Origin of the sequence: Cytobacillus firmus DS1 (assembly GCF_000565285.1) — a bacterium.
Classification (GTDB): Bacteria; Bacillota; Bacilli; order Bacillales; family Cytobacillaceae; genus Cytobacillus; species Cytobacillus firmus_A.
On the sequence record NZ_APVL01000016.1, the window covers coordinates 1 to 26,018 of the forward strand.

The window sequence follows — 26,018 nt, forward strand, 5'->3', positions numbered from 1 at the left end:
TAAACGTTGACGTTTTGTTCGTTCAGTTTTCAAAGATCAATCAGTAAGTTTGGAGCGGGTGAAGGGAATCGAACCCTCATCATCAGCTTGGAAGGCTGAGGTTTTACCACTAAACTACACCCGCATATAGAATTGTTATTTCCCGAATGGTCGGGAAGACAGGATTCGAACCTGCGACCCCTTGGTCCCAAACCAAGTGCTCTACCAAGCTGAGCTACTCCCCGTATAATGGCGCGCCCGAGAGGAGTCGAACCCCTAACCTTTTGATCCGTAGTCAAACGCTCTATCCAATTGAGCTACGGGCGCATCTATTAAAGCAACTCTTATATTATAACGATCTTAAATTCAAATGTCAATAACTTTTTTGGTGCGGCCGAGAGGACTTGAACCTCCACGGGGTTGCCCCCACTAGGCCCTCAACCTAGCGCGTCTGCCATTCCGCCACGACCGCTTAATAAAGCGACAAGCAACATCGTATCAAAACGAAATGCTTAATTCAATGGTAATTAATGGTGCGGGTGAAGGGAGTCGAACCCCCACGCCTTGCGGCGCCAGATCCTAAGTCTGGTGCGTCTGCCAATTCCGCCACACCCGCAATATGAAAATTAAAATGGTGAGCCATGAAGGACTCGAACCTTCGACCCTCTGATTAAAAGTCAGATGCTCTACCGACTGAGCTAATGGCTCATAATAATGATGTTCCTAAAATTCAATACTGCTGAGTCAGATGTTCCAAAGCACTTTGTGCTTTGTCACAGATTTCTATTCGGGTGAAGAAATTCACTGAAGCTGCAATCTGCTCTACCGACTGAGCTAATGGCTCATTAAAAATGGCTGGGCTAGCAGGATTCGAACCTGCGAGTGACGGAGTCAAAGTCCGGTGCCTTACCGCTTGGCTATAGCCCAATAATAAAATGGCGGTCCCGACGGGAATCGAACCCGCGATCTCCTGCGTGACAGGCAGGCATGTTAACCGCTACACCACGGGACCATCCACAAAAACCGTCGGAAATAAAAAAAGTGACCCGTACGGGATTCGAACCCGTGTTACCGCCGTGAAAGGGCGGTGTCTTAACCGCTTGACCAACGGGCCATTGTTAGAATTTTCTGGCGGAGAAGGAGGGATTTGAACCCTCGCGCCGCTTACGCGACCTACACCCTTAGCAGGGGCGCCTCTTCAGCCACTTGAGTACTTCCCCAAATATGGCTCCGCAGGCAGGATTCGAACCTGCGACCGTTCGGTTAACAGCCGAATGCTCTACCACTGAGCTACTGCGGAATAAAAATAAACTAGATCAATAAAACAGTTAACATCTTATCGACTCTTCATATTATAAGGACGCGGACTATAAAAGTCAAGCATCTTTTTAGAAGAATTTATTATCCGTTTGTCCTGTATTGACCTGCGACAATTAATAAATATAATGCGTACTTAATCTAATGTCAATTCTTTTTTGAACACTAATTTCCCTTTACATTTACCGCAGACAAATTTCTTCGTATCTACTTTTCTTTTTCTCTGAAAAATTTGGCCGCATTCTTTGCAAACATAAACAAGAATCTTAACGGATTTATTTGTTTTAGGGCGATCAGGCAAAGCTGAACAAAATCGGGGTGCTCCCACTTTCTTCATTAGCAGTCTGAAATCCTGATCACGATGTTTATATCCTTTTCCCTCTAAGTGCAAATGATAATGACAGAGCTCATGCTTAATAATTCCCACTAATTCCTCATGCCCAAGCTGCTCATAATACTTTTTGTTTATTTCAACATGATGGGAATTCAGCATATATCTTCCGCCAGTGGATTTTAGGCGTGAATTAAAATATGCTTTGTGGCAAAAGGGCTTGCCGAAGCTTTCTAATGATATCTTTTCAACAAGTTTCTGAAGCTCCTGGTCATTCATCGCAATTTTTTTCCTCTCTTATCGTAAACCTGACAACCTATTATAGCATACATTATATATACCTTTTACAGCTCTGAACTCCTTGCAGAACGAGGGAGCCATTAGCAGATTCCAATTAACGGGAGGTAAATCGTATGCCTGTATGGTTTCAAAATCAAATCCAGCGTGCTTTTTATGAAAAAGACCGCTATCAGATCAAACTGCTGAATCAGTGCTGGTTTTTCTATAGAAAAAAACACTGCTCATAAAAAATCGGTGAGACGAAGGTCAATTCAGCTAAACCCGGCCGCACCATCCTGGACATATGCCGAAATGCCCTTAGTCCAGCGAAACTCATTCATTTCATCCATCATAAGCATAAGCCAAATCACGCTAGAAATAGTGATTTCCGGTGTGATTTGACTTATGACTCGAAATGAACTGTGAAGCTATTAATTTCTATTAATTAGAATGTCCCAGCATTGTTAAGGCGACTCTTCCCTTGTGTTTATCTACAGAGTCAACCCAGACTGTTACCACATCACCTACGGAAACGACGTCCAGCGGGTGTTTGACAAATTGACGGCTGAGTTTGGAAATATGAACAAGGCCATCCTGTTTGACTCCAATATCGACAAAGGCGCCAAAATCCACAACATTCCGCACTGTCCCTTGCAGTTCCATTCCTTCCTGCAGGTCCTCAAGCTTTAGAACTTCTTTTTTCAAAAGAGGCTTCGGCAGCTCATCACGCGGATCCCTTTCCGGTCTCATTAATGCGTCTATGATATCTTTCAGTGTCAGCTCTCCAATTTCAAGCTCCCGGGCTGTTCGGCTGATATCTATGCCTTTGAGCGCTTCTCTTAGCGATGGTGAACCAAGGTCATTTGATTTAAAGCCGAGATTAGCCAGCAATTTATTTACTTCTGCATATGTTTCCGGATGAATTCCCGTCCGGTCCAGAGGCTCTTTTCCATCGATAATTCGCAGGAAGCCTATTGCCTGTTCATAGGTTTTGGCACCAAGTCGGGGGATTTTTTTCAATTGCTTGCGGTCCGTGAACTTTCCTTCCTCATCCCGTTTTCTGATTATATTTATGGCAACTGTTTTTGACAGGCCTGCTACATGCTGCAGCAATGAAGATGATGCTGTATTTACATTGACACCCACCTGGTTTACCGCTGTCTCTACAACAAAAGAAAGGGATTCGGACAGCTTTTTCTGGGATACGTCATGCTGATATTGACCAACCCCAACTGACTTCGGATCAATCTTAACCAATTCTGCAAGAGGATCCTGGAGGCGTCGGGCGATTGATACGGCACTTCTTTCTTCCACTTGATAATCAGGAAATTCTTCTCTGGCAAGATCCGAGGCAGAGTAAACGCTCGCTCCCGCTTCATTGACTATCAGGTAGAATATCTCCTCTTTCATGTCCTTTAATATATCTGCGATGAACTGTTCGGTTTCCCTTGAAGCGGTACCATTACCGATAGCAACCATTTTTACTTTATAGGTTTTGAGAATTTGAATTACTTTCTCTCGAGCCTGATTCGTTTTAGAAACAGGCGGATGCGGATATATGACTCCGATATCAAGTACTTTTCCAGTTTCATCTACGACAGCCAACTTGCACCCTGTTCTGTAGGCAGGGTCTACCCCAAGTACGATTTTTCCTTTTAACGGAGGCTGAAGCAGCAGTTTTCTGAGGTTTTCAGAAAAAATCATTATTGCCTGTTCTTCTGCTTTTTCAGTCAACTCATTGCGTATTTCACGTTCAATCGATGGCATGATCAGACGCTTGTAGCCATCATCAATGGCTTCCTTTACAATGGTGCCTGCAGGAGAACGCTCATCCTTTACCCACTTTTTATATAAGTACTTTAAAATGAATTCGGTATTTGGCTTAATGCTAATCTTTAATACTTCCTCTTTTTCACCGCGGTTTAATGCAAGTGTGCGGTGTGGAACAATCTTGCTCACTGGTTCCTCATACTCGTAATACATTTCATAAACGCCTTTTTCGTCATTCTCTTTATTTCTCACAGAGGACTCAATGGTCCCCTTTTTGGCTGTTTCCATTCGGATCCATTTTCTGCTCTCCGCTTCATCTGATACCCATTCTGCGATAATATCTTTTGCTCCAGTGATTGCTTCTTCCGGTGTGGTTACTTCCTTTTCATCAGATAAGAATTCTTTGGCTTTTGCAGCAGGGGTTTCATTTAGCGAAAAGGTAAGAATCCACTCAGCAAAGGGTTCCAGCCCCTTTTCTTTTGCGGCAGTTGCTTTTGTGCGGCGTTTTTGCTTATATGGCCGGTATAAGTCTTCTACTTCCTGCAGCTTCACTGCTTTGTTTATTTTGACTTCTAGCTCTTCGGTCAATTTGCCTTGTTCTTCTATTAAGCGGACTACCTCTTCTTTACGCTGATTTAGGTTTTGTATGTATTGCCAGCGCTCCATGATATCACGGATTTGAACTTCATCCAGTGCTCCTGTCTGTTCCTTTCTGTATCGGGCAATAAACGGGACTGTATTTCCCTCTTCCAGTAAGCTGATTGTATTTTTTACTTGTTGGATGCTTATTGATAGTTCCCCAGCGATTAGGTTTAGTATTTGATCTTGTTTATCCAATGTTTTTTCCAAGTTCATTCCTCCAACATAGAGTCTCAATATTCATTTTATCAAAAGAACAAACAAAAAGCTTACCCTGTCTAGAGTAAGCTTCCAAGTATGAAAGTAGCATCATCTGAAGTAGATGGATACTGCTTCTTTATATCTTCCGAGATAAGATCAATAGGGAGAAATGCTTTCAGCAAAGATTTAACCCCATGGATATTAAAGCCATCCGAGTATATCAAAAATTTAGACTCCGCTTCATACGTAAACCGCTGGGTATGAAACACCTGCGGCCTTCCTGACAGATATCCTGTTACAGGCAGGGGATAAGTGAGTTTTCCTGCAGATGAATAAAGGAAAAATCGAATATTCCCTACACAGCTGTATACAAATTCCCTGGAAGCAAAATGCACTTTAAACAGCGCGACTGCCGCTCCTCTTTTTTGCAAAAGAATTTCGTTGCAGAGCTTCATAAGCGTATCTACATCTTTTTCATGATGCTGCTCTACAACGGAAACAACAGCAGAAGAAGCTTCATACGCATATTCCCCGCTACCAAGGCCATCTGCCAGTACACATACAAAATATTCATCCGTTGCGGTAAAATAATATCCATCTCCGCAGAAAGACTTGCCTTCTTTAGCTGTCTGGTGTGCAATCACTTCGATGTTATCTCTAACCAATTTGGTCATGAAAGGCACTCCGAGTTATTTGTTTCCGAGTGGATCGCTTCCTGAAGCTTTTTGATTGCACGGCGCTGAAGTCGTGAGACATGCATTTGGGAAATCCCCAGTTTATCTCCAGCTTCCTTTTGGCTCATATTCTCAAGATATGTGTATTGTATAATTAATTTCTCTCTCTCAGACAGGACATGCAGGACTTTTTCAAGCACCAGCATTTGATTTACTTTTTCAAAGCCCTCATCCACATTTCCGACGATATCCAAAAGGGTGACCGTTCCGCCATCAGAATCAGCTTCGATAGAATGGTCAACAGAAAGAGCCTGATAGCTTTTCCCCATTTCCATCGCTTCCAGCACTTCTTCTTCTGAAACACCAAGCGCATCAGCTATTTCGTCTACTCTTGGCGACCTATGAAGCTCTGTTGTAAGCTCTTCAACGGTAGCTTTAATTTTCGGGCCCAATTCCTTTATGCGGCGCGGAACATGAACGCTCCAGGTCTTATCCCTTAAGAAGCGCTTAATTTCCCCAATAATGGTAGGAACAGCAAAGGCCTCAAATGTTTTGCCGAAAGACTCATCATAGCGGCGGATGGCACCCAATAAGCCGATAATGCCTACCTGGACAATATCCTCATGATAGGATCTCCCTTTTGAGTACTTGCGGGCAATAGCTTCAACTAAATTCTGATATTGAAGAACCAGGGTATTTTGAGCATCTTCGTCCTGGTGAAGCTGGTAGGCTTTGATTAAAGCATTTGTTTCTTCTTTGGATTTTTGGTTAGGTTGAGATTGTTTTTGCATCCCTCTCCACCTGCTCCCCTTCTAGGTATTTGGTCATAAAGACCGTAACACCCTCTTTGTGATGAATTCTTACTTCATCCATCAATGTTTCAATCAGGTATAGACCCAAGCCTCCTTCACGCAGAAATTCCACAGAATCCGTCTGGTCATATGGCCCAATGCCTTGTCTGGCAGATTGGAAATCAAAGCTTTTTCCGCTGTCAGCGACCATTACCTCAAGCCGATCAGAGTATAAACCGAACCCGATGACCACTTCCCCTTGCTCATTCTGTTTGTATGCGTGTTGAACTGCATTGGTGCAAGCTTCACTTGTAGCGATCTTAAGGTCTTCAATTTCTTCATATGCAAATCCCATTCTGCTGGCAATCCCTGATAATGTCAGGCGGATTACCCCAACAAATTCCGGCTTGGCCGGAATTTTCACCTCTATATAATCAAATGGCTCGTTCATTGTACTCCACCTTCAATCCCGCTGTTAATATCGATAATATCCGCCAGGCCTGTAATTTCGAAAAGTCTCTTTAAACGGTCCGACAAGCCAACAATCTGGAATTTGCCGTTATTGGCACGGACATTTTTAAATACACCAACAAATACGCCTAAGCCGGTACTATCCATATAAGAGACTTCAGATAGGTTGACCACCATTTCTACGCCTTCCTTTTCTGTTAAAGGAAAAAGCTCTTCACGGAGTTTAGGTGCCGTATACGCATCAATTTCTCCGCTTATCATTGCTTCAATCAGCATATCATTTTCTTTTACATCTATAGTAATATTCATAACTGACCCACCTCTTTACATGTCAACTGCTTTTTACTAGTTACCCGCTTTTAAAACCCATTAAACATTTCTTTTTAAAATAATTAAGGTAAAATCATCCCGCAATTGAAAATGCTGAAGTTTTTCAAGTTCTTTGTATACACTATTAACTATTTCCTGTGCATTTAAATGAATATATTTCTTAATTAATTCCAGCAATGATTCCTTTTCTATAAACCCTTCTTCTGTACGGCATTCAGTAACCCCATCTGACATTAATATAATCATATCCCCGGGATTTACTCCTTTTTCGTACTGACGGTATTTAGTTTTTTTATCAATACCGAGAAGCAGTCCTTTCGCAGTCAGCTCGGTAAATTGCTCAGTCCCGGCATTATAGAACAGTCCCGGCTCATGTCCTGCAGAACCATATGAAAACATATGGCTGTTTGTATCATATATTCCATAAAACATGGTAATGAACATCGTTAAATCTACATTCTGTTCTACTACCCGATTAAGATTTTCAAGGACCGTTTTAGGGTCATTACGGTTTTCAGGCACACTGTCCATAGCATATTTAATCATGGACATACAAAGGGCTGCCGGAAGCCCTTTGCCGATTACATCAGCAATGGCGATGCTGATTGTACTGTTTTCATCCTGAACAAAGTGGAAATAATCACCGTTCATATGCTTGGCAGGTACACTGATTGCGCCGATATCCAGTCCTTCAACAGAAGGAACCTGCGTCCCCAGCAAGGTTTGCTGAACGTTCGCAGCTATCTCCATTTCTGTCCTGAGTTCCTGTTGAATATGTTTTAAGCTCTGATGTTCTCTATAGGCAAAACCATAGCCTATCATGACTTCCAGAAGGATATCAAAAGAATGGTGAACATACTCAGGCAAGTCCGGATAAAGTTCACCCATCAGACTTTTATGAACGCTGATAATCTCTTCAGGTGAGATTTTGTGCTCGATCGACTTCCTGCTGAACTTTTGGCCCTGATACAAGGCCTGTTCAGATTGTTCCTTAATATAATTCTCAAGAATATCCCGATACTTTGATTCCATCATTTCTCGGAAATCCATAACGCTTCCCCCTAACGAAGCCACTTAGTTGCTTTTATATCTGTTCCGGTCCCGGGATTGGAGTCAATTAAGAACTCATCCATTAACCGCTTCACACCTGGCAGGCCGGCTCCTAATCCCCCTGATGTCGAGTATCCATCTTCCATTACTTGGCGTAAATCATTGATTCCAGGGCCGCTGTCTACCGCAACTATACGCAATCCCGCTTTTCCGCCGTCGTATATTTTCTCAATACAGATTTGACCTTGTCCGGCGTATAAGTAAATATTCCGGGCAAGCTCACTAATGGCTGTAGTGATTCTAGCCTGGTCAACTGTACCAAAACCAAGCTCTTTAGCAACATTCCGCCCAAGCTGGCGGGCTGCAACGATGTCCCATTCGTTTATGATTTTAACGCAGGATTGGTTTTCCATACAGTTACTCCCCCAATTCCTGTTGTAATTTCTCCAAACCTTTTTCTAGATCTAATGCAGTAAGGACATCATCTAACCCAATACCTAACTCAATAAGCGTAATTGCTACGGCAGGCTGTATCCCGGTTATGACTACTTTTGCACCCATCAGTTTGGACATATTTATTACGTCGCCTAGAACTTTAGCGATGAATGAATCAATAAAGTCAATGGATGTTAAATCGATCACGACTCCATTTGCACTCGTCTCATGGATTTTATGGAGCAGATCCTCCTGAAACTGCAGAGCAGTCTGATCATCCAATTCCCACTGGATGGAGACTAACAGGCAATCGTTCAGCTTTAAAATTGGGATTCTCACTCTCATTCCGCTCCCTCCACATTCACAATTTTGCGGCTGGTTAACTCAAGAGCCGCTTCTACTCCCTTTTTCAAGGTGTTTTTTGTGGTAAACTGATTTAAATCAATTCCCAGGTTTACAATGGTCTGGGCAATCTCCGGGCGTATGCCTACGAGCATGCATTTCGCACCGACAAGTCTTACAGCATCTGCTGCCTGTATGATATGATGGGCTACCATCGTATCGACAACCGGCACACCCGTTATATCTATAAGGACCACTTCTGAACGGTGTTTAACTACTCCAGTTAAGAGGTTCTCCATAATCTGCTTCGCACGCTCAGTATCAATTGTACCTACAAGCGGCATAACCGTAATACCTTCGAATACAGGGATCAGCGGCGCAGATAGTTCCTGAAGGGCAATTTTTTGCAGGGACACAGTTCTTTCCCAAGTGGCCGAATACATATTTACCACTTCATTAACCATGGGAGTCATCCAGCCATCGAACTCGTAAATGACTTTCATCTGGTTTTCCTGGGTGACAATTCCGGCTTCCTGCATACCCTCGAACACAATCTTTCCGAATGTTTGAAGCCCTTTTGTCACAAAACTGAGCGGCCAGCCCAATCGCACAATTTTCTCAGAGAAATCACTCAATTTCGAAGTGAATTCCTCATTTGAACTTTTTATATTTGAAATAATCAGGTCAATGAATTCTCGGCTTGTCCCGATAAATACCTGATCAGAAACTACCTTTGTAACCCTTTCATCCGCATTTTCCTTGGTAGCCTTAAGCCAATGATTAAAAATAGAATCTTTATTATTTTGTATATAATTCAATATTGTCGAATTCATTAGTTCCTCCCTATTTTATTATATATCTATTATTAGCCTTCCAATTCCCCTTTATTGTAAAGAAGCAAAAAAATCTTCCTGTATTGTATATACCAATTAAATGATAACAATGAATGCCAGTCAAATGATACCTATATGCGTCTGCAATTAATATTTCCCATCTTTAGGCTAATTCGACAATTTCTTATGAAAACCCTTTTTCAAGTGCACTGGTTTCCCATCGAATAGGAGGTTACTCCCAGCCGGAAACGGGTATATTTACAAAACCAGACAATTTTATATATTAAACGACTTTCTTTTTTACCCTATTGAAAAGAAGCTAAACCTTTTTGGCTTAAAAAAATAAAAAACGCCCTTCAAAAGAGCGTTTGTTAAAATTCGATGAGGCCTAAGCTGATTTGCACGGCTTCATCCACTTTTTCCATCATTTCGTCATCGAGATGGGTTATTTTATCGGTTAGGCGTTGTTTATCAATTGTACGAATCTGTTCTAATAAGATGACCGAATCCCTTTCAAAACCATAACGCTTCGCATCAATTTCAACGTGAGTAGGCAGCTTTGCTTTTTGAATCTGAGCTGTGATTGCTGCAACAATTACTGTGGGACTAAACCGATTCCCGATGTCGTTTTGGATGACAAGCACTGGACGGACGCCGCCTTGTTCTGAACCAACAACAGGGGATAGGTCTGCAAAATAAACGTCACCACGTTTGACAATCAAGGGATTATCCTCCGCTAACTAGACGTTCAACTGTGTGTTCTGCCTCATATTCCGCTTGAAATGCTTCAGATGCAATCGTCAAATTTATTTTCGCCATCTCCATGTAGCCTCGCCTCATGGACTCGCGAATTTGTCTCTTTTTGCGTTCGCGCAAATACATTTTGGTTGCTTGATAAATGAATTCGCTCCGGTTAACGTTTTCCTGTTTAGCAAATCCGTCTAACTCGGTTAAAAGATGCTGCGGTAATTTTACCATTATCTCTGTTGTTGTGCTGGACTCAGACACAAACATACACCTCCACCATCACTACACACCATTTTTATATCTACCATTTTCAATATTACCATTAATACAACCCAATGCAAAGGGGATTCTTTAATTCTTCTGTATTATCGTCCAAAAAAATAGTATTTTATGCATGATTCCAGAAAAGCGGAAGCGCCTTTAGCACGAGGGAACGCTGACTAAGAACGCCACGTCCTGTGGCAGCGTCTGCATGACCCGCATCCTCCCAAAAGCTTGCTGACGAAGCCTTCCTTGTCCTGCGGGCCTCAAGCACAAGACGAGCCCTGCAAGCTTGTGACCTCGAGTGGGCAGGCGCTGGAGCTAGACAGTAAACTAACTTCAGAAATTTTCATTTTTATCTTTTCAAAAAGCCGCCGCGCTTATACCATCCCTTTCTCCGAGCGGAAGCGCTGCAGAACAGCAATTAATTTTTTTGATTATAGCAGATAGTTAATTCCCCCGATAATTTCACCATCTCTTTTATATATGCGGGGAACCCGGGAAGATACCATGCAGGTAACTTCATAGTTGATGGTTTCAAGCTTTTCAGCGATTTCGTCAACCGAAATCTTTTCTTTTCCCTGCTCGCCGATCAGGGTTATCTTTGTTCCGACAGGCATTTCATGAGGTATCTTAATCATGCATTGATCCATGCATATTCTCCCAATAATTGGTACCCTCAATCCTTCAGCAAGTACCTCCTGTCCCTGAAGCTTCCGGATCCAGCCATCCGCATAGCCAATTGGCAATGTCGCAATCCATTCTTCTTCTTGTGCTTCATAAGTCGCACCATAACTGACTTTCTCGCCTTTATGAAGCTTTTTCACATGGACAATAGCGGTATGGAGAGAAAAAGCTTCCTTTAGCTCGAATGGAAGTACAGGCTTTATTTCCAAGGATGGAGCCAGTCCATACATGCTGATCCCCATTCTGACAGCATGCAAATGCGCTTTTGGAAACCTCAGACCTGCCGCACTGTTGCTGGTGTGGACGTATTTAGGCAATACCTCAAGCCATCCGGTCATTTCTTCAAACCTGCTGAGCTGCGTTTCAAAATAAGTATTGTCCAACGAATCCGCTGTGGCGAAATGCGTAAATACTCCTTCAAGCTGAAAACGCTTGTCCTTTTTGATAACGCTCTCAATTCCCACAAGCTCATCCCGGCTGCGAATCCCCAGGCGGCCCATGCCGGTATCAAGCTTTAAATGAATATTCAGGGTTCCATCTTCTACATATTCAGTTGCTTTTGAGAGCCATTCCTGCTGAAAAACAGTGAGGGAGATATTATTTGCTGCGGCCTCGCCTGCATGCTCCGGACGGCTCGCTCCCATTACTAAAATCGGCGCTTCAATTTTTTTCTTTCTCAATGCCATTGCTTCATCCAGAGTCGCAACCGCCAGAGAGGATGCGCCGGCTTCCAGCGCCGCCTTCGCTACAGCTGCATCTCCATGCCCATACCCATTTGCCTTTACAACCGCAATGATTTTTGTTCCTTCTTTTACATGTCTTTTCATTGACTCTACATTATATGAAATATGGTCCAGATTTATCTCTGCCCAAGTGTCCCGAAACATTTTTGTCTGTTCATTCATCGATGTGCTCACGTCCTTTAGCCATTGCTTTATACATGTCGATTATCAAACTCGGCAGATGGTTTGTCAAATGGATATTTTTTTAACCGGGGTTTACTTTAGCTGGGTCTGGGAGCCTGGGCTTTTTTCGGACTTGGACTGCTTAAATCCGGGATGCTGAGTCAGAGCACGGACTCTACTTCGGACTCAGAATACGTAAACCTGTAGCGCCTTGTCCGAACCTTGGCCTACTTCTGACTCAGGATGCCAAATCACTGGCTTTGAGTCCGAACTTCAACCTTCTTCTGACTCAGAATGCCTAAACCTCAAGTCCTGTGTCCGAACCTGTATCCTGCTTCGAACTCACAAAGCTTTTAACCCGCGGGATCCAGTGTTCAAACCCATCCATCTTTCCATCCCAAACACAAAAAAAACAGGCCCCTATAGGACCTGCTTTAGGCAGTGATTTATTTCACCATTTCTCCTTGTACGGAGCGGGCAATATCGGACATTTCCTCAGGTGATAAATCGTTGGATGCGATCATATAATCCACGCCCTGGTAGGTCCAGGAGATGGTATTGTCAGAAAGTGCACCAATGGTGAAGCCAAGGTCAACCGGCTCGCCTTTAACAGATGTAACGACGGATGATGTCGGCATGACAGCAGCCTTTTCCTGTACAAGCGTAAATGATTTTTCTCCATCATATGTTAATACAACACGCTTGCCGTCTTCTGTTTGCATTTCCTGTTCATCAACCAGCTTAACATCTGCCAAATCCATCTGCGGATATTTAACTGTGAATTCCTGATCCTCCACCTCTGCCATGACCGGTACTTCGAGCTGGGCACCTGTCATGTTCTTCTGCATGTCAAAGTCTTTCTTATCGAAGCTTGCATTGAACTTTACATTTGAAAATTCTACTGTTACAAGTGCATTTTTATCAGGATCCATAACCTTAACACTGACTGGGGATAAATCGGACTTCTTGAGCTTGATTTCCTGTACAGGAAGCATCTGATTATTTTGATAGCGTGTTTTGGTTTCAAACACATAATGATCTTTTGTAGCGGAGAACTTGGCTTCCTTATCCTCCATAATGTCCTTGACTAATGATTCATATAAATAAGCCTGGCTGCTGTTCTGCGGCCAATCACTCTGGAAGCGGAAGCTTTTGTTCAGCGCAGGAGTGAGGACAAATACACCGTCATTGTTTCGGAGAATCATCTGGCTTTGTTCCTTTTGGGCGTTTTTCAGGTTTACCCGGTAAAAATCCGGATCTTTATGCCACACTTCTATTTCATATGTCTGCGGGTCAGTTCCCATCTGCAGAGTCATTTTTGCCTCTGCCTTGTATCCCTTAACGTCTTCGAGCTTTTTATCAAGATCCTTTACAACATCCTCCTGTGTTTTAGATCCACAGGCAGACAATGCAAGAACAACCAAAAGCCCGGCAAGCAGCATGAACCACTTTTTCTTCATTCCTTCAGCCCCTTTGTCTCATTTCAGTGAGATTGGCCGGACTTCCGGCCTGTCTCTCCTATCGCATTATGAATATATGAGACAACCTTAAGGAATATGCTAGGAGGAATGACAAGCTTCTGAAAATCTTCCCGCGGCATAAAGCGGGGGGCTTACTGCCCCCGTTAGACTGCGATAAAGTCATTCTTTTTCTATAACCACCTGAGCCACAGCGTAATCCCTGCTATGGGAAATCGACAAGTGAACCCCATCTTTAAATGGCTTAGAAATAAAGGGCTTACCCTTTTCATCCTTTTCAATTTCAATATCCTGAAAGGAAAGTTCTTCGCCAATCCCGGTTCCCCACGCCTTTGAAAAGGCTTCTTTAGCTGCAAATCTTCCTGCAAGAAACTCTGCGCGTCTTTTTTCCGGCAATTGCTGATAGCCATTCAACTCTTTTGCCGTTAAAATCCGTTCAGGAAACCTCTCCTGCCTGGCAATAATTTTTCGTATCCGCTCCAGATCTGCAATATCAATCCCAATACCGGAAATCATCTCTCATCTTCCTTCTATTTATATTATTCGATGCATAAAGAATACAGTAGAAGAAGGAATATGTACACTTTATCCGCTGAATAAGTGTTATGGCATGCTGAAAACCCGCTTTTCAGGCTATGATGTAGATATACGTTCAAACTATTTAAGCACGGAGGAGAGCCATGTTTACGAGAACCGAAAGCTTAAAGGAATTTATCCGCTACTACCCTGTTGTTACGGCTATCATTTGTATCCATATTATCATCTATTTATTGACTGTCATTCCCCTTTTCCCAAATTCACTTATTTTTGAGAAGCTGGCTGGTGTCAATTTATATATTGTGGAGGGTGAATACTGGCGGCTGCTGAGCCCGATCATCCTGCACAGCGGCTTTTCTCATGTTTTATTTAACAGCTTTTCACTCGTTCTATTCGGTCCTTTCCTGGAGAGGCTAATCGGGAAAACAAGATTCATTCTGCTTTATATTACCGCGGGGGCAGCCGCGAATATTGCTACCCTCATTCTTGAGCCATTAACGTATATACATGCGGGGGCAAGCGGTGCGATCTTTGGCCTGTTCGGCTACTTTGCGGCAATCCTGGTCTTTCGAAAAGAACTATTAACCAGGGAAAACTCACAAATCATCCTGACCATCACGATTATTGGGGTGATCATGACCTTCCTTCAGCCAAACATCAATGTGACGGCACATATATTCGGCCTGATTGCAGGCTTCCTGATTGGCGCAGCCTCCCTGGCAAAAGGCCGTACATCATCTTCATCCGGCATCATACGGCCAGGCGGACTTTCCGGCATCAGACCATCTTTAAAAGGAGTGCCTGCATCAAGGCTTGCTGTTTGGGGAGTCATCGTTATTTTAGCCATAGTGGGGTTTTTAGCCAGATAAGAAAAGCGAAAAGGCGCCTTCAGCTGGATAGTTAAACAAAAAAGCGCTCACGGGCGCTTTTCTTTTTGATTCAGTCCGGTATAAGAATACCATTTATAAATAGCATATACTTCTTTCCTGTCAAGATCCCTGACGGTTCCGCCTGTCCCGCCTGCCCCGGACATAGCCGCAGCTTCTATGGTAGCCAGACTGCTTTTTTTCTGAAAATAGCTTTCTTTCATGGAGAGGGACTGGATTCGATTTCTTCTCATAAAAACAGTTGTCCTCACTATTCCGCGATATCTGAGTGCTAGCTGCTGGGAGCTGATATCCCAGCCCGCATCCCTGTATTTGAGATACGACCATCCCAGCGCAAGGATCAGCAGAACCAATGAAAAATATCCCCATGGCCTGAAAAAGATGAGCGGCACAGCCACAACAGGCAGTATCCATAAAAAACCTCTCCATAAATAGCGGTTGAGCGCTCTTTTCGGAGCTTGAAAGAAGCCCGGCTGCAGTTCATACTGTGACAAGTGAGGCTTTAACAAACCGGCAATCCTTGTTTTTTTCACGATCGGCAGGATCATAAGGCGCGAGCTTTCATTGTCTTCAATGGAACCTCCCGCACTTTCAATATAGACAGTCGCCAGTCCAAATGGCTGCCTAAGCAGATTTTCCCTGATCTGAATAGCCTGTATGCGGTTCAGCGGGATCGTCATTTGCCGCTTTTCGAGCAAGCCTTTGGTGACAATCAATTCCTTCTCACTTTTTATTAATGTAAAACCTGCATATTTCAGCATGCTCCCAATAAGAGCAATCAGCCATGCCATTAGGAAAACAAAGAATAACAGTATACTCACAAAGATCATTCCATTGGCAATAAACCCTTCGAGCCCGTCAAACACTTTTTCATAGGGAATGATTTCTTCAAATTGAAATACAAAAGCAAAGACAGCTGAAATGACGACGCCTGCCCCCCCTGAAGTTGATGCCAGCAAGAACAATTCGCCAGGTGTAATTTTATAAATCACTTCCCGGATCTGCAATGCTGTTTCCGGTTCTGAAGGGTTATTTTTGGCAGCTGAAAATGCCTGCTGAATGAAATTTGCATCTTCCTTGGAAATAGCCGTCAATACCGCTTCTGCCTCACCCGCACCACTTGAGCCCGCTGTCTCCACCTTCATTTTCACAAGTCCAAAGGGCCTTTGCAGCAAGCCTTCCGATAAGTCGAGACTTTGGATTCTTTCAAGCGGAATATATCTTTTCTTCCTTACAAGAACACCATACTCGATTCGAAGCTCGCCTTCCTCCAGTCTATAGGTATATCTCCACCAGGTAAGGATCCCGATTATAAAGACCGCGATTATGACCCCTATAGACAGGACAAGCTGAACAATTTCCCCATTTCCTCCTCTGCTTCCAAAGACGACAAAAATAAGAAAAGGCACCAGGATTTCCTTTAGGTGTTTCAGGAAATTGACTGCCGCGGATATTGGGTGCAGCCGTTTCGGATTAGACATCATTTTCTGCAGCCCTTGCCAGCTGAGAAATAATAAAGCGCAGTTCCTCGGCTTCATCCACATCCAATGCCGGTATTTCATGAACGGTAGCTGCTGTCGAGATAGTGAGAGTAGCCAGGCGATATTTACGTAATATCGGCCCTTGCCTCGTATCCACATGCTGAACCCGAATCATGGGGACAAGCGTCCTTTTTATCACGAACAGTCCATTTTTAAGCTCTATTTCATTTTCCCGGACCTCATACCTCCATCTTTTCCACCTTAAAGATGGGAAAGTCATAATGACCAGGTAGGCATAGGCGGAAAAAAACATTAAAGAAGCCCCAACAACCCAAATAGGCCAATTAAACAGGATGGCAGCAGCAATAGCGCCTCCTGACAACACAAAAGGAAAAACAGAGTGGAGCGTGCCGGAGATTTTCCAGGCAAGCAGCCCCCTTGCCGGGATCCTTTTATGCGGCTCTGTAATCATGCAGTACCCCCCGCAATTCCATAAAATTAATAGCTGTTCAAAAACACCAAACCCTATCAGTGCTTTTAATCCGCTCTTTCACTTCTATTAGTATACATGACAGAAAAAAGAAGTGTCTCCCTTTTATGAAAAAAGTGGGGGTACTGGTTATATTTCAAAGCTGGATGAGTCAATAAAAGTCAGATTGGGGTTCATTTTCAAATCCTCAGCAAGCTTAAACAGGGCGCTGTCCTTCATTTTCGCTTCGATCATGCAATGAATCTCAGGCACAGACCCCTTAATATTCTGCAAAAACTCCATGAACATATCCGCATCAATATAATCTGCATGCGCTCTGAAGTCTTTGTCTGATTTGGGGCTGGAAATATGCATTTTCACAGGCAGTTCAGAATGGCCCCATGTCGCTGCGACCCTTTCCCATTGCCCTATCCAGTCATCATTCTTGAAATTGGCAAGGTGGTGGTGGTAATCAAATACAAGCGGAATCCCAAGCTTTTCACAAAGGTAAAGCGTATCATCAAGTGTAAAGGTGGTATCGTCATTCTCGAGAATAATCATCTGCTGGATTCCGGATGGCGTAAAGCCCCAATTATGGATAAATTGCTCGAGAGCTTTTTCTTTATCATCGTATCCTCCGCCTACATGCAGGACACAGCGGTGAGCCGGATTCAGACGCATGCCTTTCAGCAGGGCCTCATGCATTGCCAGCGTTTTGATGGACATATTCAATGTGTCAACTTTCGGTGTATTTAGGAGCACAAAATGGTCAGGATGAAAATCCACACGCATGGGATGTTCATCCAGAAAATCGCCGATGCCCGACAGAATTTCTTTGAGTGGACGCATATACTTCCAATCAGAAAGTTCCTCATGATTAGCAAGGGGAATCAGCCGTGAACTGAAGCGAAAAAAATGGATTTCATGGGCTGCATTGTGCTTTAGCAGCCTCAGACAATTCTCCAAATTTGAAACGGCAATCCGCTCCAGTCTTTCTATAGCAGCCTCCCGGTCTTTAAGACTTGAGAATTGTTTGAACGTCATCGTTTGCGATGGCGATGCGTTTTTCAGATTCATACTCATCGCGACATATCCAAGGCGTACAATCGTCATGTCGATCCCTCCCGTACAGCATTTCCCTTAGTATGTACGGCGGCCGCTGAGAAATTGCATGTGTGGACGGCTCTGCCTGCAGACAAACAAAAAAGGAGAGCAGAATTTCTGCTCTCCAAATTTCTTATCTATAGCTGCTGCTGTTTGAACGGTTGTTATTGTGGCTTGGGCGTTTTCCAGTGTGGCCTTGGCGGGATTTGTATGATCCTTTTTGGCCGCCCTGTCTGCCTCTTCCATTATATCCTCCGCGGCTGCGGTCATTTGGCTTTCTGTCGCGCTTAGATGGAAGCGGCTTTTCCTCTGTTAATTTAACAGGCGTAGTATCCGGTTCCTTTGTCAGCATCTTCAGCACTGCCTGAACAACTGTTGAAGCGTCCTTTTGTGCCAGAAGCTGATCCGCCGCTTCTTTATAGCTTCCAAGATTGTTTTCCTCAATGGTTTGCATGATTTTTTCCATTACCGCTTTTTGCTGGCCCTCAAGCGCCTCATCCAGTGTTGGAGCATCCATGCGTTCCATTTTTTTCTTGGTTGTACGTTCTACAACATGCAGATACGATTTTTCGCGCGGATTGATGAATGTCATCGCGACACCCGTTTTTCCAGCACGTCCCGTCCGGCCGATGCGATGAACATAGCTTTCAGGATCCTGAGGAATGTCAAAATTGTATACATGCGTTACGCCGGAGATATCCAATCCGCGCGCCGCAACATCTGTTGCCACAAGGACGTCAATGCTTCCCTCTTTGAACTTCCTGAGAACAGAAATCCGTTTAGCCTGGCTTAAGTCACCATGGATTCCTTCAGCCATGTATCCGCGAAGATTTAAGGCTTCAGCCAGTTCATCAACACGGCGCTTTGTACGTCCGAATACGATTGCCAATTCAGGTGATTGAATATCAAGAAGTCTTGTCAGCACATCAAATTTATTTTTTTCATGCACTTCAACATAGAATTGTTCAATAGATGAAACAGTCATTTCCTTAGCTTTTACTCGGACAATCTGAGGGTCCTTCATAAAGCGTTCTGCCATTCTGCGGATTGGCGCAGGCATTGTAGCAGAGAAAAGCAGTGTTTGGCGCTCTTCAGGAATTTGTGCAAGAATCGCTTCAATATCGTCAATGAATCCCATATTAAGCATTTCATCCGCTTCGTCAAGGATGGCTGTATGGACATGGTCCAAACGCAACGTTTTGCGGTTTATGTGGTCCAAAATACGTCCCGGTGTTCCAACGATAATATGCGGTTTGTTCTTTAAAGCGCGGATTTGGCGGTTAATATCCTGGCCGCCATAGATAGAAAGGACTTTCGTTCTTTTCCCGTAGCCGATTTTATATAGTTCTTCCGATACTTGAATTGCCAGCTCACGTGTTGGGGCAATAACAATTCCCTGAATGAAATCTTTCGTGTTGTCGATTTTATCGATCATCGGGATTCCGAATGCAGCCGTTTTTCCTGTTCCTGTCTGCGCCTGCCCGATCAGGTCTTTATTCTCCAAACTTAACGGAATGGTCTGGGTCTGAATAGGAGTCGCTTCTTCAAATCCCATTCGTTTCAGTGATTTCATTGTCTCCGGGCTGATGCCCAAGTCTTGAAACTTTGTCAATGTATTCATTCTCCTTCTAATCATAGAAAAATTTTGTCCCTGCAAACCTGCAGGCAGGAGTTCTCCTGAAAAATTGGCCTATGAGTCACTCTTCCGGACGATTATAAGAAATGTTATGGCACCCTGTAAGGAGCCTTTTTACCGGCAGTACCCGGCATCTAGATGCTGTAACTTCTCATTTTTATAAAAAGTGCGGTTATGTTTCGTTAAGAAGAGTCCCACTCACTATGAAACCCGCTTGAGGAAAGGATGAGGGTAAATTCTATCCAAGTTATTCACGGACAATCAGGTCTCTAAAGATGAGTTCTATCAACGAGAAAGCACTCATCTATTTATGGCCATACTGAAGTATGACATTCTCAGCAATACCTCTGTATTTAATGAAAAAAGACATTCTCCTGCTGGAGCATGTCCGGGTTCTCAAAAGAAGTTCCTGTTGGCACTTTGGTGTTTATATTACCATTTTCAAGTAAGCATTGCAAACTTGAAGGCTGGCTGAAAACCTTATTATTCCGGCCTTTTTTGAAGGAAACCAAGGATTTCCTGAAAGAGGCGTTCCCCTTCCCCGCAATGGCAGATAAGATGTTTCGAGTCCTTTATAAAAATTAATTTTTTGGCAGATGAACTTATATTATTATATAAATATCTGGCACTTCTTGGTGGCACAACACCATCACTTTCGCCTTGCGCAATTAATGTCGGCACAGTGATCTGATTTAAAATAGGTTTGATAGAGGCCACAAGCCTGCGGAATTGAAGAGTTGCCGTAATTGGTGTCGCACTTATTTTCCGCTTATATCTGACGAACATCTCATTGTCAGCCAGGTTCCCTTTAAAGGCATCCCTTGCCATCTCTTTGATATCGAAGAAAAGCTGTTTTGGATTTACGTAATAAGCAGCAGCACTAAGCAGAACAAGCTTATCCACAGGGTAATGCACTGTTAAGTAGCTGGCGATCAGGCCGCCCATCGAAAAACCGACTACATACACTTTCTCACAGCGGCTTATCAGCCTTTTCAGTTCTTCCTCTGCATGCTCAATCCATTTGTTATAGGCAATCCCTTTCAGCTTCAATTCATCGCCATGACCCGGCAATGTCGGCACGGAAACCTCCCAGTCTGTATGCTCTTTTAAATACTCTGCCAAAGGTTCTACTTCAAATGGAGCTCCTGTAAAACCATGTATGCACATGCAGCCAATCATCCTCGAGTCACCGCCATTTTTTATAATTTAAGTCAATTCTATTTTACACTTTTTCCTTTTTGCCATACTAATCAAACCTGTTGGAAGATAAAAATTACAACGAAGGAACTATTTAAAGTGAAACTTCAATCAGTGGGGTCTTTCTTTTCCCCACTGATTGTTAGTTGAGGCCCACAGGAAGTGGGTCACAAAGACGTTGCCACAGGATGTGGAGTTTTTAGTCTTTGTTCTCCCTTTTCGGGCTATTCGGACAGTTGTCCCCCCACTTATCCTCCTTTGATTCCTCTGAGTCTTGAAGTGGGGGTCCTCCTGCCCGGTAGACTGCGATAAGAATAACTTAAACCCCTGTTTCACGTGAAACAGGGGTTTATTTCCTATAATAACAGATATATACATTTGTTTGTTATTCAAAAATGAAATTGCTGAGAATCTTCAGGCTGTATCAGTCCTGCACTTCTTCTGTTAAAGCTAAAAGGCTACCTAAGATCTATTGAAGAGCTGATACAACTTCTTCAAGTTTCATGCCACGGGATGCCTTAACCAGCACAATGGTTTCCTGGTCGACATGTTTCTTCAGTTCTTGAATCAGATTCTGTTTGTCAGTAAAGGCTGCCACCCGTTCCTGAGGCAGGACTTCCTTCGCCCCCTTGGCGATAAATTCGCCAAGCTTGCCGAAAGTAAACACGTAATCAACCTTTTTTGCATCCACAGATTTTCCAATGGAGTAATGGAAATCCTCCTCCTGCGGACCAAGCTCCAGCATATCACCAAGAACGAGAACTTTCTTTTTATAACCAGGCAGATTTGCGACCAGCTCAATGGCCGCATTCATGGATGTCGGACTGGCATTATAGGCATCATTAATGATTTTTTCACCCATTTTGCCCTCGAGAAGCTCCATTCTCATATTCGTCAGCTTTAAGCTTGCAAAGCCTTCGTTCATCTTTTCGTACGGAACGCCGAAATGAGATGCTGCAATCATCGCTGCCAGGGCATTGAGAACATTATGGGTGCCCAGCACAGGGAGGTAAAATTCCTCGCTGGATGCATTGATCCCGAATGTGCTGCCGCTGTCATTCTGCTTGATATCCACCGGATATACGTCGTTTTTCCCGGTTCTCCCAAAAGTTCTTAATGCAGCCGAACCATTGTAGGTCTTCAAATTTTCATCAAGAAGAGGCTCATCACCATAATAAATAACCAGTCCATTTTCCCGAAGGCCATTTATGATCTCCAGCTTCGCTTCTGCAATTCCTTCTCTGGAACCTAAATCCTGCAGATGGGATTCACCTATATTCGTAATGATCACTGCGTCCGGCCGGGCAAGCTTCGTAAGAAAATCGATTTCTCCCCTGCCGCTCATTCCCATTTCCAGCACGGCGATTTCTGTATCATCCTCAAGTGCCAGAATGGTTAATGGCAGACCGATATGGTTGTTATAGTTGCCTTCCGTTTTTTGAACCTTATATTTTAGTGACAGAAGGTTTGCGGTCATATCCTTGGTCGTTGTTTTGCCGTTGCTTCCTGTAATTCCTGCGACCTTTACCTTTAATTCATTACGATAGCTTCTTGCCAATTCCTGAAGAGCCGTCAGGGTATCTTCGACGATCAGGATTGGAAGATGAAGAGGGGGATTAGGAACATCCTTTTGCCAAAAAGCCGCGGCTGCCCCCTTTTCAATGGCATCTTCTACAAATCGGTGGCCGTCCGAATTTTCCCCTTTGAACGGGACGAACAAATTACCCCGCCCGATTTTTCTGGAGTCAATGCTGACGCCCTGTATGGATGTATTGTGAAAAGATGAAACATCATTCTCAATCTTTATCATTTGTTCAATTTCCTGAAGTGTTTTCTTTATCATATGGCGCCTCCTATTTCGGCATTATGAGCTCATAATGCCAGTTATGTATGAACAAAAGGAACACGACAAAAATGCCGTGTTTCCTTCAACAATTATGTCTTATTACATTGTGTGTTTAATGCTTTGTTTCTCAGCATGGCGTTCGATGGCCAGATTGACCAGCCTTTCGATCAGCTGAGGATATTCTACTCCCGTATGCTTCCACAGAAGAGGAAACATGCTGAAAGGTGTAAAGCCTGGCATTGTATTGACTTCATTAATGTATAGCTTACCCTCTCTTGTTAAAAAGAAATCCGCTCTGACCAGACCTGAGCAGTCAAGGGCTTTAAATGCTTTAATGGCCATGTCCCTCAGTTCACTGTACTCAATTTCTGAGATTTCAGCAGGAATGATCAATGCAGTGTCCCCATCTTCATATTTGGCTTTATAGTCATAGAATTCAACTTTCGGGACAATCTCGCCGGCAACAGAGCATTCCGGATTATCATTCCCCAGCACGCCAGCTTCAATTTCTCTTGCAGTGACGCCTTCTTCGATAATGATTTTACGGTCAAATTGGAAAGCTTCTTTAAATGCTCCCTCAAGCTCTGAGCGGTTCATGCACTTGCTGATGCCCACACTGGAACCCAGGTTGGCCGGTTTTACGAAACACGGGTAGCCGAGTTCTTTTTCCACTTTTTCATACGCTGCCTCTGTTTCATTTTCCCACTCACTGCGGATAAACCAGACATACTTCACCTGCGGCAGGCCAGCCTGTGCAAATATATTCTTCATGATGACCTTATCCATGCCCGCAGATGAAGCCAATACTCCATTCCCCACATATGGCAGGTTTAAGAGCTCCAGCAGCCCCTGAACTGTGCCGTCTTCCCCATTCGGACCGTGAAGCAGCGGGAAGATGACATCAAATGGGCCTTTCTCCTGAGCATCCTGGAAAAGGGTCGGTGCCAATGCTGTTGGAGGAAGTGCTTCCCCATGGGAGAATTCCAGCTCCTTTACATTGGAAACAGGCCCTTGCAATTGAGGTCCTTTCACCCATCGGCCTTCTTCTGATATATAAATAGGATGAATTTCAAATTTCTCTAAATCCAATGCTTTAATGACAGCCATTGCAGTTTGCATAGATACTTTATGCTCTGCAGATTTTCCGCCGTATAAAAGGCCAACCTTTGTTTTCATAAAAAGAACCTCCAATATTCAATAACCGGCTTCTCAAGCCGTTTTATTTTTCTTAAGGATTTATATGTTCATTCAAGCTACTCTATATTGTAACACTTTCACATTTAAGAAAGGGAGTGATTACATGTTCAATTCTTCAGGAATTTTTTTCTGCACGTACGCCCATATTTCTATATGTATGACAGAGCGCTGAAAAAGGAAACTTAAACAAAATAATTTCCTTTTCTGGCAATAATTATTTTAGGAAAACGTTTACCTGCCTCCCTTAGTGCAAATCCCTTAATCCTCAAGTAATAATCAGAGTTTTTTTATTATTATAACAAAAGTTTTATCTATTAACTTTTACAGCAAAACAGGATATAATCCCCCTAACAAAAACAATTGTATTTTTTAGGAGGACAAAAATAATGAAGTTCGGTTTGCTTCCCAGAATTATTGCAGCTATTGCATTAGGTATTTTAATAGGTTCTTTTTCTCCCCAATGGCTTATTCAGGTATTTGCTACTTTTAATGGGCTGTTCGGAAACTTTCTTGGTTTCGCGATTCCGTTAATTATTATCGGGTTCATCGCGCCAGGAATCGGCAGCATGGGAAAAGGCGCAGGGAAACTGCTTGGGATTACAACCGGTTTTGCCTATGCTTCTACGATCTCTGCCGGTTTAGTCGCCTATTTTTCTGCGACGGTGTTATATCCTGTTCTATTAAAAAACCAAAGCTTCAAAGAGTTTGAGAATCCTGAGGATGCTTTGCTTGCCCCCTTTTTCCAGGTGGACATGCCTCCTGTAATGGGGGTCATGACGGCACTGCTGATTTCTTTCACCTTAGGTCTGGGATTGGCCGCAATCAAAGGAAACACTCTGCAAAATGCAATGAATGATTTCCGTGATATTATTGAAAAACTGATTGAAAAGGTCATCATTCCATTGCTTCCTGTCCATATCTTTGGGATTTTCGCCAATATGACGCAGGGCGGCCAGGTCGGCTCCATTATTTCTGTATTTGCCAAAGTCTTTGTCATGATTATTGCACTTCATCTTTTATTTTTACTGCTTCAATATTCAGCGGCTGGCAGCCTGATGAAAGCCAATCCGCTAAGGCTAATGAAAAATATGATGCCTGCTTACTTTACGGCTCTTGGAACCCAGTCATCCGCCTCCACGATTCCTGTTACGCTTAAACAAGTTAAAAAGCTTGGTGCACGCGAAAAAGTTGCGGATTTCTCTGTTCCATTACTTGCAACGATTCATCTCTCCGGAAGCACAATCACCATTGTGAGCTGTGCGATCGCCGTAATGATGCTGCAGGGTCAAACAACATCATTTGCAGAAATCCTGCCTTTCATCTTAATGCTTGGAATCACAATGATCGCGGCTCCAGGTGTTCCTGGAGGAGCTGTCATGGCCGCACTGGGTCTGCTTGAAAGCATGCTCGGATTCAATGAAACCATGCTTGCGCTAATGATTGCCCTTTACCTTGCCCAGGACAGCTTCGGAACTGCGTGCAATGTAACAGGGGACGGTGCGCTGACCCTGCTGTCTGATAAGGTAAGCGGCAAAGAGAAGAAGCTTCAGCCCCAATCGGCTGTGAAAGCTGGCTGATTGAAAAAAAGATGTCCCTGTTGGGGCATCTTTTTTTGGTGTTACTATTTTCACTGCTGAGATTTGCAGGCTTATGGTCACTTGGCGCGGCATCCGTAACTGGGGAAGTGCAAAAAATATATATATTTTCTGGATTTTACTTAACAATCAAAACAGGAGCTTTCACACGTTTGGCTATTTTATGGCTGACACTTCCGAGCACCATTTCCTGGAGCGTATTCAGACCCCGGCTGCCCACTACAGCAACATCAAAATCCATTTTGTTGGCAAATTCCACAATAGCTGGTCCAGGCTCTCCCAGCAGGATCTTTATTTCATATGAAATGTCCTTTTCTTTTAATAATTTTTCTATTGGCTCTAAACGCTTTTTCCTCACCTGGTCCACTATACTTTTATCAAAATGATGAAGGATATCTTCTTTTGAGGTCTGGCCATCAACGGCATACACTACGGTTATTTCAGAATCAGGATTCTGTTCAGCCAGTTGAATGGCTTTAGCGGCTGCCCGAATGGAATGATCAGATCCATCTGCAGCCATCAATATTTTTTTAAACACAGAGCCTCACC

General features: G+C 43.5%; 26 protein-coding genes and 11 tRNA genes. 3 read left to right on the plus strand and 34 right to left on the minus strand.

What is annotated here, in order from left to right:
- Nucleotides 1-50: 50 nt before the first annotated feature.
- From PBF_RS18415 to PBF_RS18470, 12 genes are all read right to left on the minus strand, one after another.
- Nucleotides 51-124, minus strand: a tRNA-Gly gene (locus tag PBF_RS18415).
- Between the two features lie 23 nt (nucleotides 125-147).
- Nucleotides 148-224 (minus strand) — tRNA-Pro (locus PBF_RS18420).
- 5 nt (nucleotides 225-229) lie between these two features.
- A tRNA-Arg gene (locus PBF_RS18425) sits at nucleotides 230-306 on the minus strand.
- Between the two features lie 59 nt (nucleotides 307-365).
- Nucleotides 366-451, minus strand: a tRNA-Leu gene (locus tag PBF_RS18430).
- Nucleotides 452-510: 59 nt separating this feature from the next.
- Nucleotides 511-595: transfer RNA gene (locus PBF_RS18435), tRNA-Leu, on the minus strand.
- A gap of 16 nt (nucleotides 596-611) precedes the next feature.
- Nucleotides 612-687: transfer RNA gene (locus PBF_RS18440), tRNA-Lys, on the minus strand.
- A gap of 144 nt (nucleotides 688-831) precedes the next feature.
- Nucleotides 832-906: transfer RNA gene (locus PBF_RS18445), tRNA-Gln, on the minus strand.
- 9 nt (nucleotides 907-915) lie between these two features.
- A tRNA-Asp gene (locus tag PBF_RS18450) sits at nucleotides 916-991 on the minus strand.
- 30 nt (nucleotides 992-1,021) lie between these two features.
- A tRNA-Glu gene (locus PBF_RS18455) sits at nucleotides 1,022-1,093 on the minus strand.
- A 15-nt stretch (nucleotides 1,094-1,108) separates the two neighbouring features.
- Nucleotides 1,109-1,199, minus strand: a tRNA-Ser gene (locus tag PBF_RS18460).
- Between the two features lie 5 nt (nucleotides 1,200-1,204).
- Nucleotides 1,205-1,279 (minus strand) — tRNA-Asn (locus PBF_RS18465).
- Nucleotides 1,280-1,432: 153 nt separating this feature from the next.
- Nucleotides 1,433-1,906 (minus strand): SprT family protein, encoded by a 474-nt coding sequence (locus PBF_RS18470; RefSeq protein WP_035331799.1) that lies wholly within the window; start codon nucleotides 1,904-1,906, stop codon nucleotides 1,433-1,435.
- Between the two features lie 134 nt (nucleotides 1,907-2,040).
- Here PBF_RS18470 and cmpA point away from each other — a divergent pair, with 134 nt between their 5' ends.
- On the plus strand, nucleotides 2,041-2,154 hold the full coding sequence (cmpA, locus tag PBF_RS25950; RefSeq protein ID WP_009336300.1) for a cortex morphogenetic protein CmpA: 114 nt from the start codon (nucleotides 2,041-2,043) through the stop codon (nucleotides 2,152-2,154).
- Nucleotides 2,155-2,347: 193 nt separating this feature from the next.
- On the opposite strand, the gene PBF_RS18475 is transcribed toward cmpA, so the two are convergent.
- The 14 genes from PBF_RS18475 to acpS form a co-directional block, all read right to left on the minus strand.
- Entirely contained in the window at nucleotides 2,348-4,525 is a 2,178-nt protein-coding gene (locus tag PBF_RS18475; protein ID WP_035331800.1) for a Tex family protein, read from the minus strand.
- Between the two features lie 68 nt (nucleotides 4,526-4,593).
- Nucleotides 4,594-5,190 (minus strand): PP2C family serine/threonine-protein phosphatase, encoded by a 597-nt coding sequence (locus PBF_RS18480; protein ID WP_035331803.1) that lies wholly within the window; start codon nucleotides 5,188-5,190, stop codon nucleotides 4,594-4,596.
- Nucleotides 5,187-5,981 carry an RNA polymerase sigma factor SigB gene (gene sigB / locus PBF_RS18485; protein WP_035331804.1) on the minus strand — a complete coding sequence of 265 codons (795 nt, stop codon included), beginning with the start codon at nucleotides 5,979-5,981 and terminating at the stop codon, nucleotides 5,187-5,189. Before sigB ends, PBF_RS18480 begins: the two co-directional genes overlap by 4 nt.
- Nucleotides 5,959-6,432: an anti-sigma B factor RsbW gene (gene rsbW / locus PBF_RS18490; RefSeq protein WP_035331806.1), complete on the minus strand. Its 474-nt coding sequence runs from the start codon at nucleotides 6,430-6,432 to the stop codon at nucleotides 5,959-5,961. The genes sigB and rsbW overlap by 23 nt, the downstream gene beginning before the upstream one ends.
- The gene (locus PBF_RS18495; RefSeq protein WP_035331808.1) at nucleotides 6,429-6,761 is read right to left on the minus strand and encodes an anti-sigma factor antagonist; all 333 of its coding nucleotides are present in this window, start codon (nucleotides 6,759-6,761) and stop codon (nucleotides 6,429-6,431) included. Before PBF_RS18495 ends, rsbW begins: the two co-directional genes overlap by 4 nt.
- A 60-nt stretch (nucleotides 6,762-6,821) precedes the next feature.
- A complete protein-coding gene (locus tag PBF_RS18500) occupies nucleotides 6,822-7,832 on the minus strand; it encodes a PP2C family protein-serine/threonine phosphatase (RefSeq protein ID WP_035331809.1) in 1,011 nt (336 codons plus the stop codon).
- Nucleotides 7,833-7,843: 11 nt separating this feature from the next.
- Complete coding sequence (locus PBF_RS18505; protein ID WP_035331811.1) at nucleotides 7,844-8,245, minus strand: anti-sigma regulatory factor; 402 nt, start codon at nucleotides 8,243-8,245, stop codon at nucleotides 7,844-7,846.
- Between the two features lie 4 nt (nucleotides 8,246-8,249).
- Nucleotides 8,250-8,612 carry an STAS domain-containing protein gene (locus PBF_RS18510; protein WP_009336309.1) on the minus strand — a complete coding sequence of 121 codons (363 nt, stop codon included), beginning with the start codon at nucleotides 8,610-8,612 and terminating at the stop codon, nucleotides 8,250-8,252.
- Complete coding sequence (locus PBF_RS18515; RefSeq protein ID WP_035331813.1) at nucleotides 8,609-9,442, minus strand: RsbT co-antagonist protein RsbRA; 834 nt, start codon at nucleotides 9,440-9,442, stop codon at nucleotides 8,609-8,611. The genes PBF_RS18510 and PBF_RS18515 overlap by 4 nt, the downstream gene beginning before the upstream one ends.
- A gap of 371 nt (nucleotides 9,443-9,813) precedes the next feature.
- Nucleotides 9,814-10,164 (minus strand): type II toxin-antitoxin system endoribonuclease NdoA, encoded by a 351-nt coding sequence (gene ndoA / locus PBF_RS18520; protein ID WP_009336311.1) that lies wholly within the window; start codon nucleotides 10,162-10,164, stop codon nucleotides 9,814-9,816.
- A 4-nt stretch (nucleotides 10,165-10,168) separates the two neighbouring features.
- Nucleotides 10,169-10,450 (minus strand): CopG family ribbon-helix-helix protein, encoded by a 282-nt coding sequence (locus PBF_RS18525; RefSeq protein ID WP_035331931.1) that lies wholly within the window; start codon nucleotides 10,448-10,450, stop codon nucleotides 10,169-10,171.
- 437 nt (nucleotides 10,451-10,887) lie between these two features.
- Nucleotides 10,888-12,042, minus strand: coding sequence for an alanine racemase (alr, locus tag PBF_RS18530; protein WP_035331815.1), 1,155 nt, complete (start codon nucleotides 12,040-12,042; stop codon nucleotides 10,888-10,890).
- 446 nt (nucleotides 12,043-12,488) lie between these two features.
- Nucleotides 12,489-13,502, minus strand: a complete 1,014-nt coding sequence (locus PBF_RS18535) for a LolA family protein (protein ID WP_035331816.1) — start codon at nucleotides 13,500-13,502, stop codon at nucleotides 12,489-12,491.
- Between the two features lie 180 nt (nucleotides 13,503-13,682).
- Nucleotides 13,683-14,036 carry a holo-ACP synthase gene (gene acpS / locus PBF_RS18540; RefSeq protein ID WP_035331817.1) on the minus strand — a complete coding sequence of 118 codons (354 nt, stop codon included), beginning with the start codon at nucleotides 14,034-14,036 and terminating at the stop codon, nucleotides 13,683-13,685.
- A gap of 164 nt (nucleotides 14,037-14,200) precedes the next feature.
- Here acpS and PBF_RS18545 point away from each other — a divergent pair, with 164 nt between their 5' ends.
- Entirely contained in the window at nucleotides 14,201-14,926 is a 726-nt protein-coding gene (locus PBF_RS18545; protein ID WP_035331818.1) for a rhomboid family intramembrane serine protease, read from the plus strand.
- 47 nt (nucleotides 14,927-14,973) lie between these two features.
- Here PBF_RS18545 and PBF_RS18550 read toward each other — a convergent pair whose 3' ends face one another.
- The 7 genes from PBF_RS18550 to PBF_RS18580 all read right to left on the minus strand — a co-directional run bounded on the left by PBF_RS18550 (nucleotide 14,974) and on the right by PBF_RS18580 (nucleotide 23,853).
- Nucleotides 14,974-16,428, minus strand: coding sequence for a PH domain-containing protein (locus PBF_RS18550; protein ID WP_081757317.1), 1,455 nt, complete (start codon nucleotides 16,426-16,428; stop codon nucleotides 14,974-14,976).
- On the minus strand, nucleotides 16,418-16,897 hold the full coding sequence (locus PBF_RS18555) for a PH domain-containing protein (protein ID WP_035331819.1): 480 nt from the start codon (nucleotides 16,895-16,897) through the stop codon (nucleotides 16,418-16,420). Before PBF_RS18555 ends, PBF_RS18550 begins: the two co-directional genes overlap by 11 nt.
- A gap of 147 nt (nucleotides 16,898-17,044) precedes the next feature.
- Nucleotides 17,045-18,007, minus strand: coding sequence for a UV DNA damage repair endonuclease UvsE (gene uvsE / locus PBF_RS18560; RefSeq protein WP_035331820.1), 963 nt, complete (start codon nucleotides 18,005-18,007; stop codon nucleotides 17,045-17,047).
- A 124-nt stretch (nucleotides 18,008-18,131) separates the two neighbouring features.
- The gene (locus PBF_RS18565) at nucleotides 18,132-19,610 is read right to left on the minus strand and encodes a DEAD/DEAH box helicase (RefSeq protein ID WP_035331821.1); all 1,479 of its coding nucleotides are present in this window, start codon (nucleotides 19,608-19,610) and stop codon (nucleotides 18,132-18,134) included.
- Nucleotides 19,611-20,117: 507 nt separating this feature from the next.
- The gene (locus tag PBF_RS18570) at nucleotides 20,118-20,813 is read right to left on the minus strand and encodes an alpha/beta hydrolase (protein ID WP_035331822.1); all 696 of its coding nucleotides are present in this window, start codon (nucleotides 20,811-20,813) and stop codon (nucleotides 20,118-20,120) included.
- Between the two features lie 487 nt (nucleotides 20,814-21,300).
- Nucleotides 21,301-22,674, minus strand: a complete 1,374-nt coding sequence (locus PBF_RS18575) for a UDP-N-acetylmuramoyl-tripeptide--D-alanyl-D-alanine ligase (RefSeq protein WP_035331823.1) — start codon at nucleotides 22,672-22,674, stop codon at nucleotides 21,301-21,303.
- A 102-nt stretch (nucleotides 22,675-22,776) separates the two neighbouring features.
- Nucleotides 22,777-23,853 (minus strand): D-alanine--D-alanine ligase, encoded by a 1,077-nt coding sequence (locus tag PBF_RS18580; protein WP_035331824.1) that lies wholly within the window; start codon nucleotides 23,851-23,853, stop codon nucleotides 22,777-22,779.
- 407 nt (nucleotides 23,854-24,260) lie between these two features.
- Here PBF_RS18580 and PBF_RS18585 point away from each other — a divergent pair, with 407 nt between their 5' ends.
- Nucleotides 24,261-25,451 (plus strand): dicarboxylate/amino acid:cation symporter, encoded by a 1,191-nt coding sequence (locus tag PBF_RS18585; RefSeq protein ID WP_035331825.1) that lies wholly within the window; start codon nucleotides 24,261-24,263, stop codon nucleotides 25,449-25,451.
- A 136-nt stretch (nucleotides 25,452-25,587) separates the two neighbouring features.
- Here PBF_RS18585 and PBF_RS18590 read toward each other — a convergent pair whose 3' ends face one another.
- Entirely contained in the window at nucleotides 25,588-26,007 is a 420-nt protein-coding gene (locus PBF_RS18590; RefSeq protein WP_035331826.1) for a universal stress protein, read from the minus strand.
- Nucleotides 26,008-26,018 lie beyond the last annotated feature (11 nt).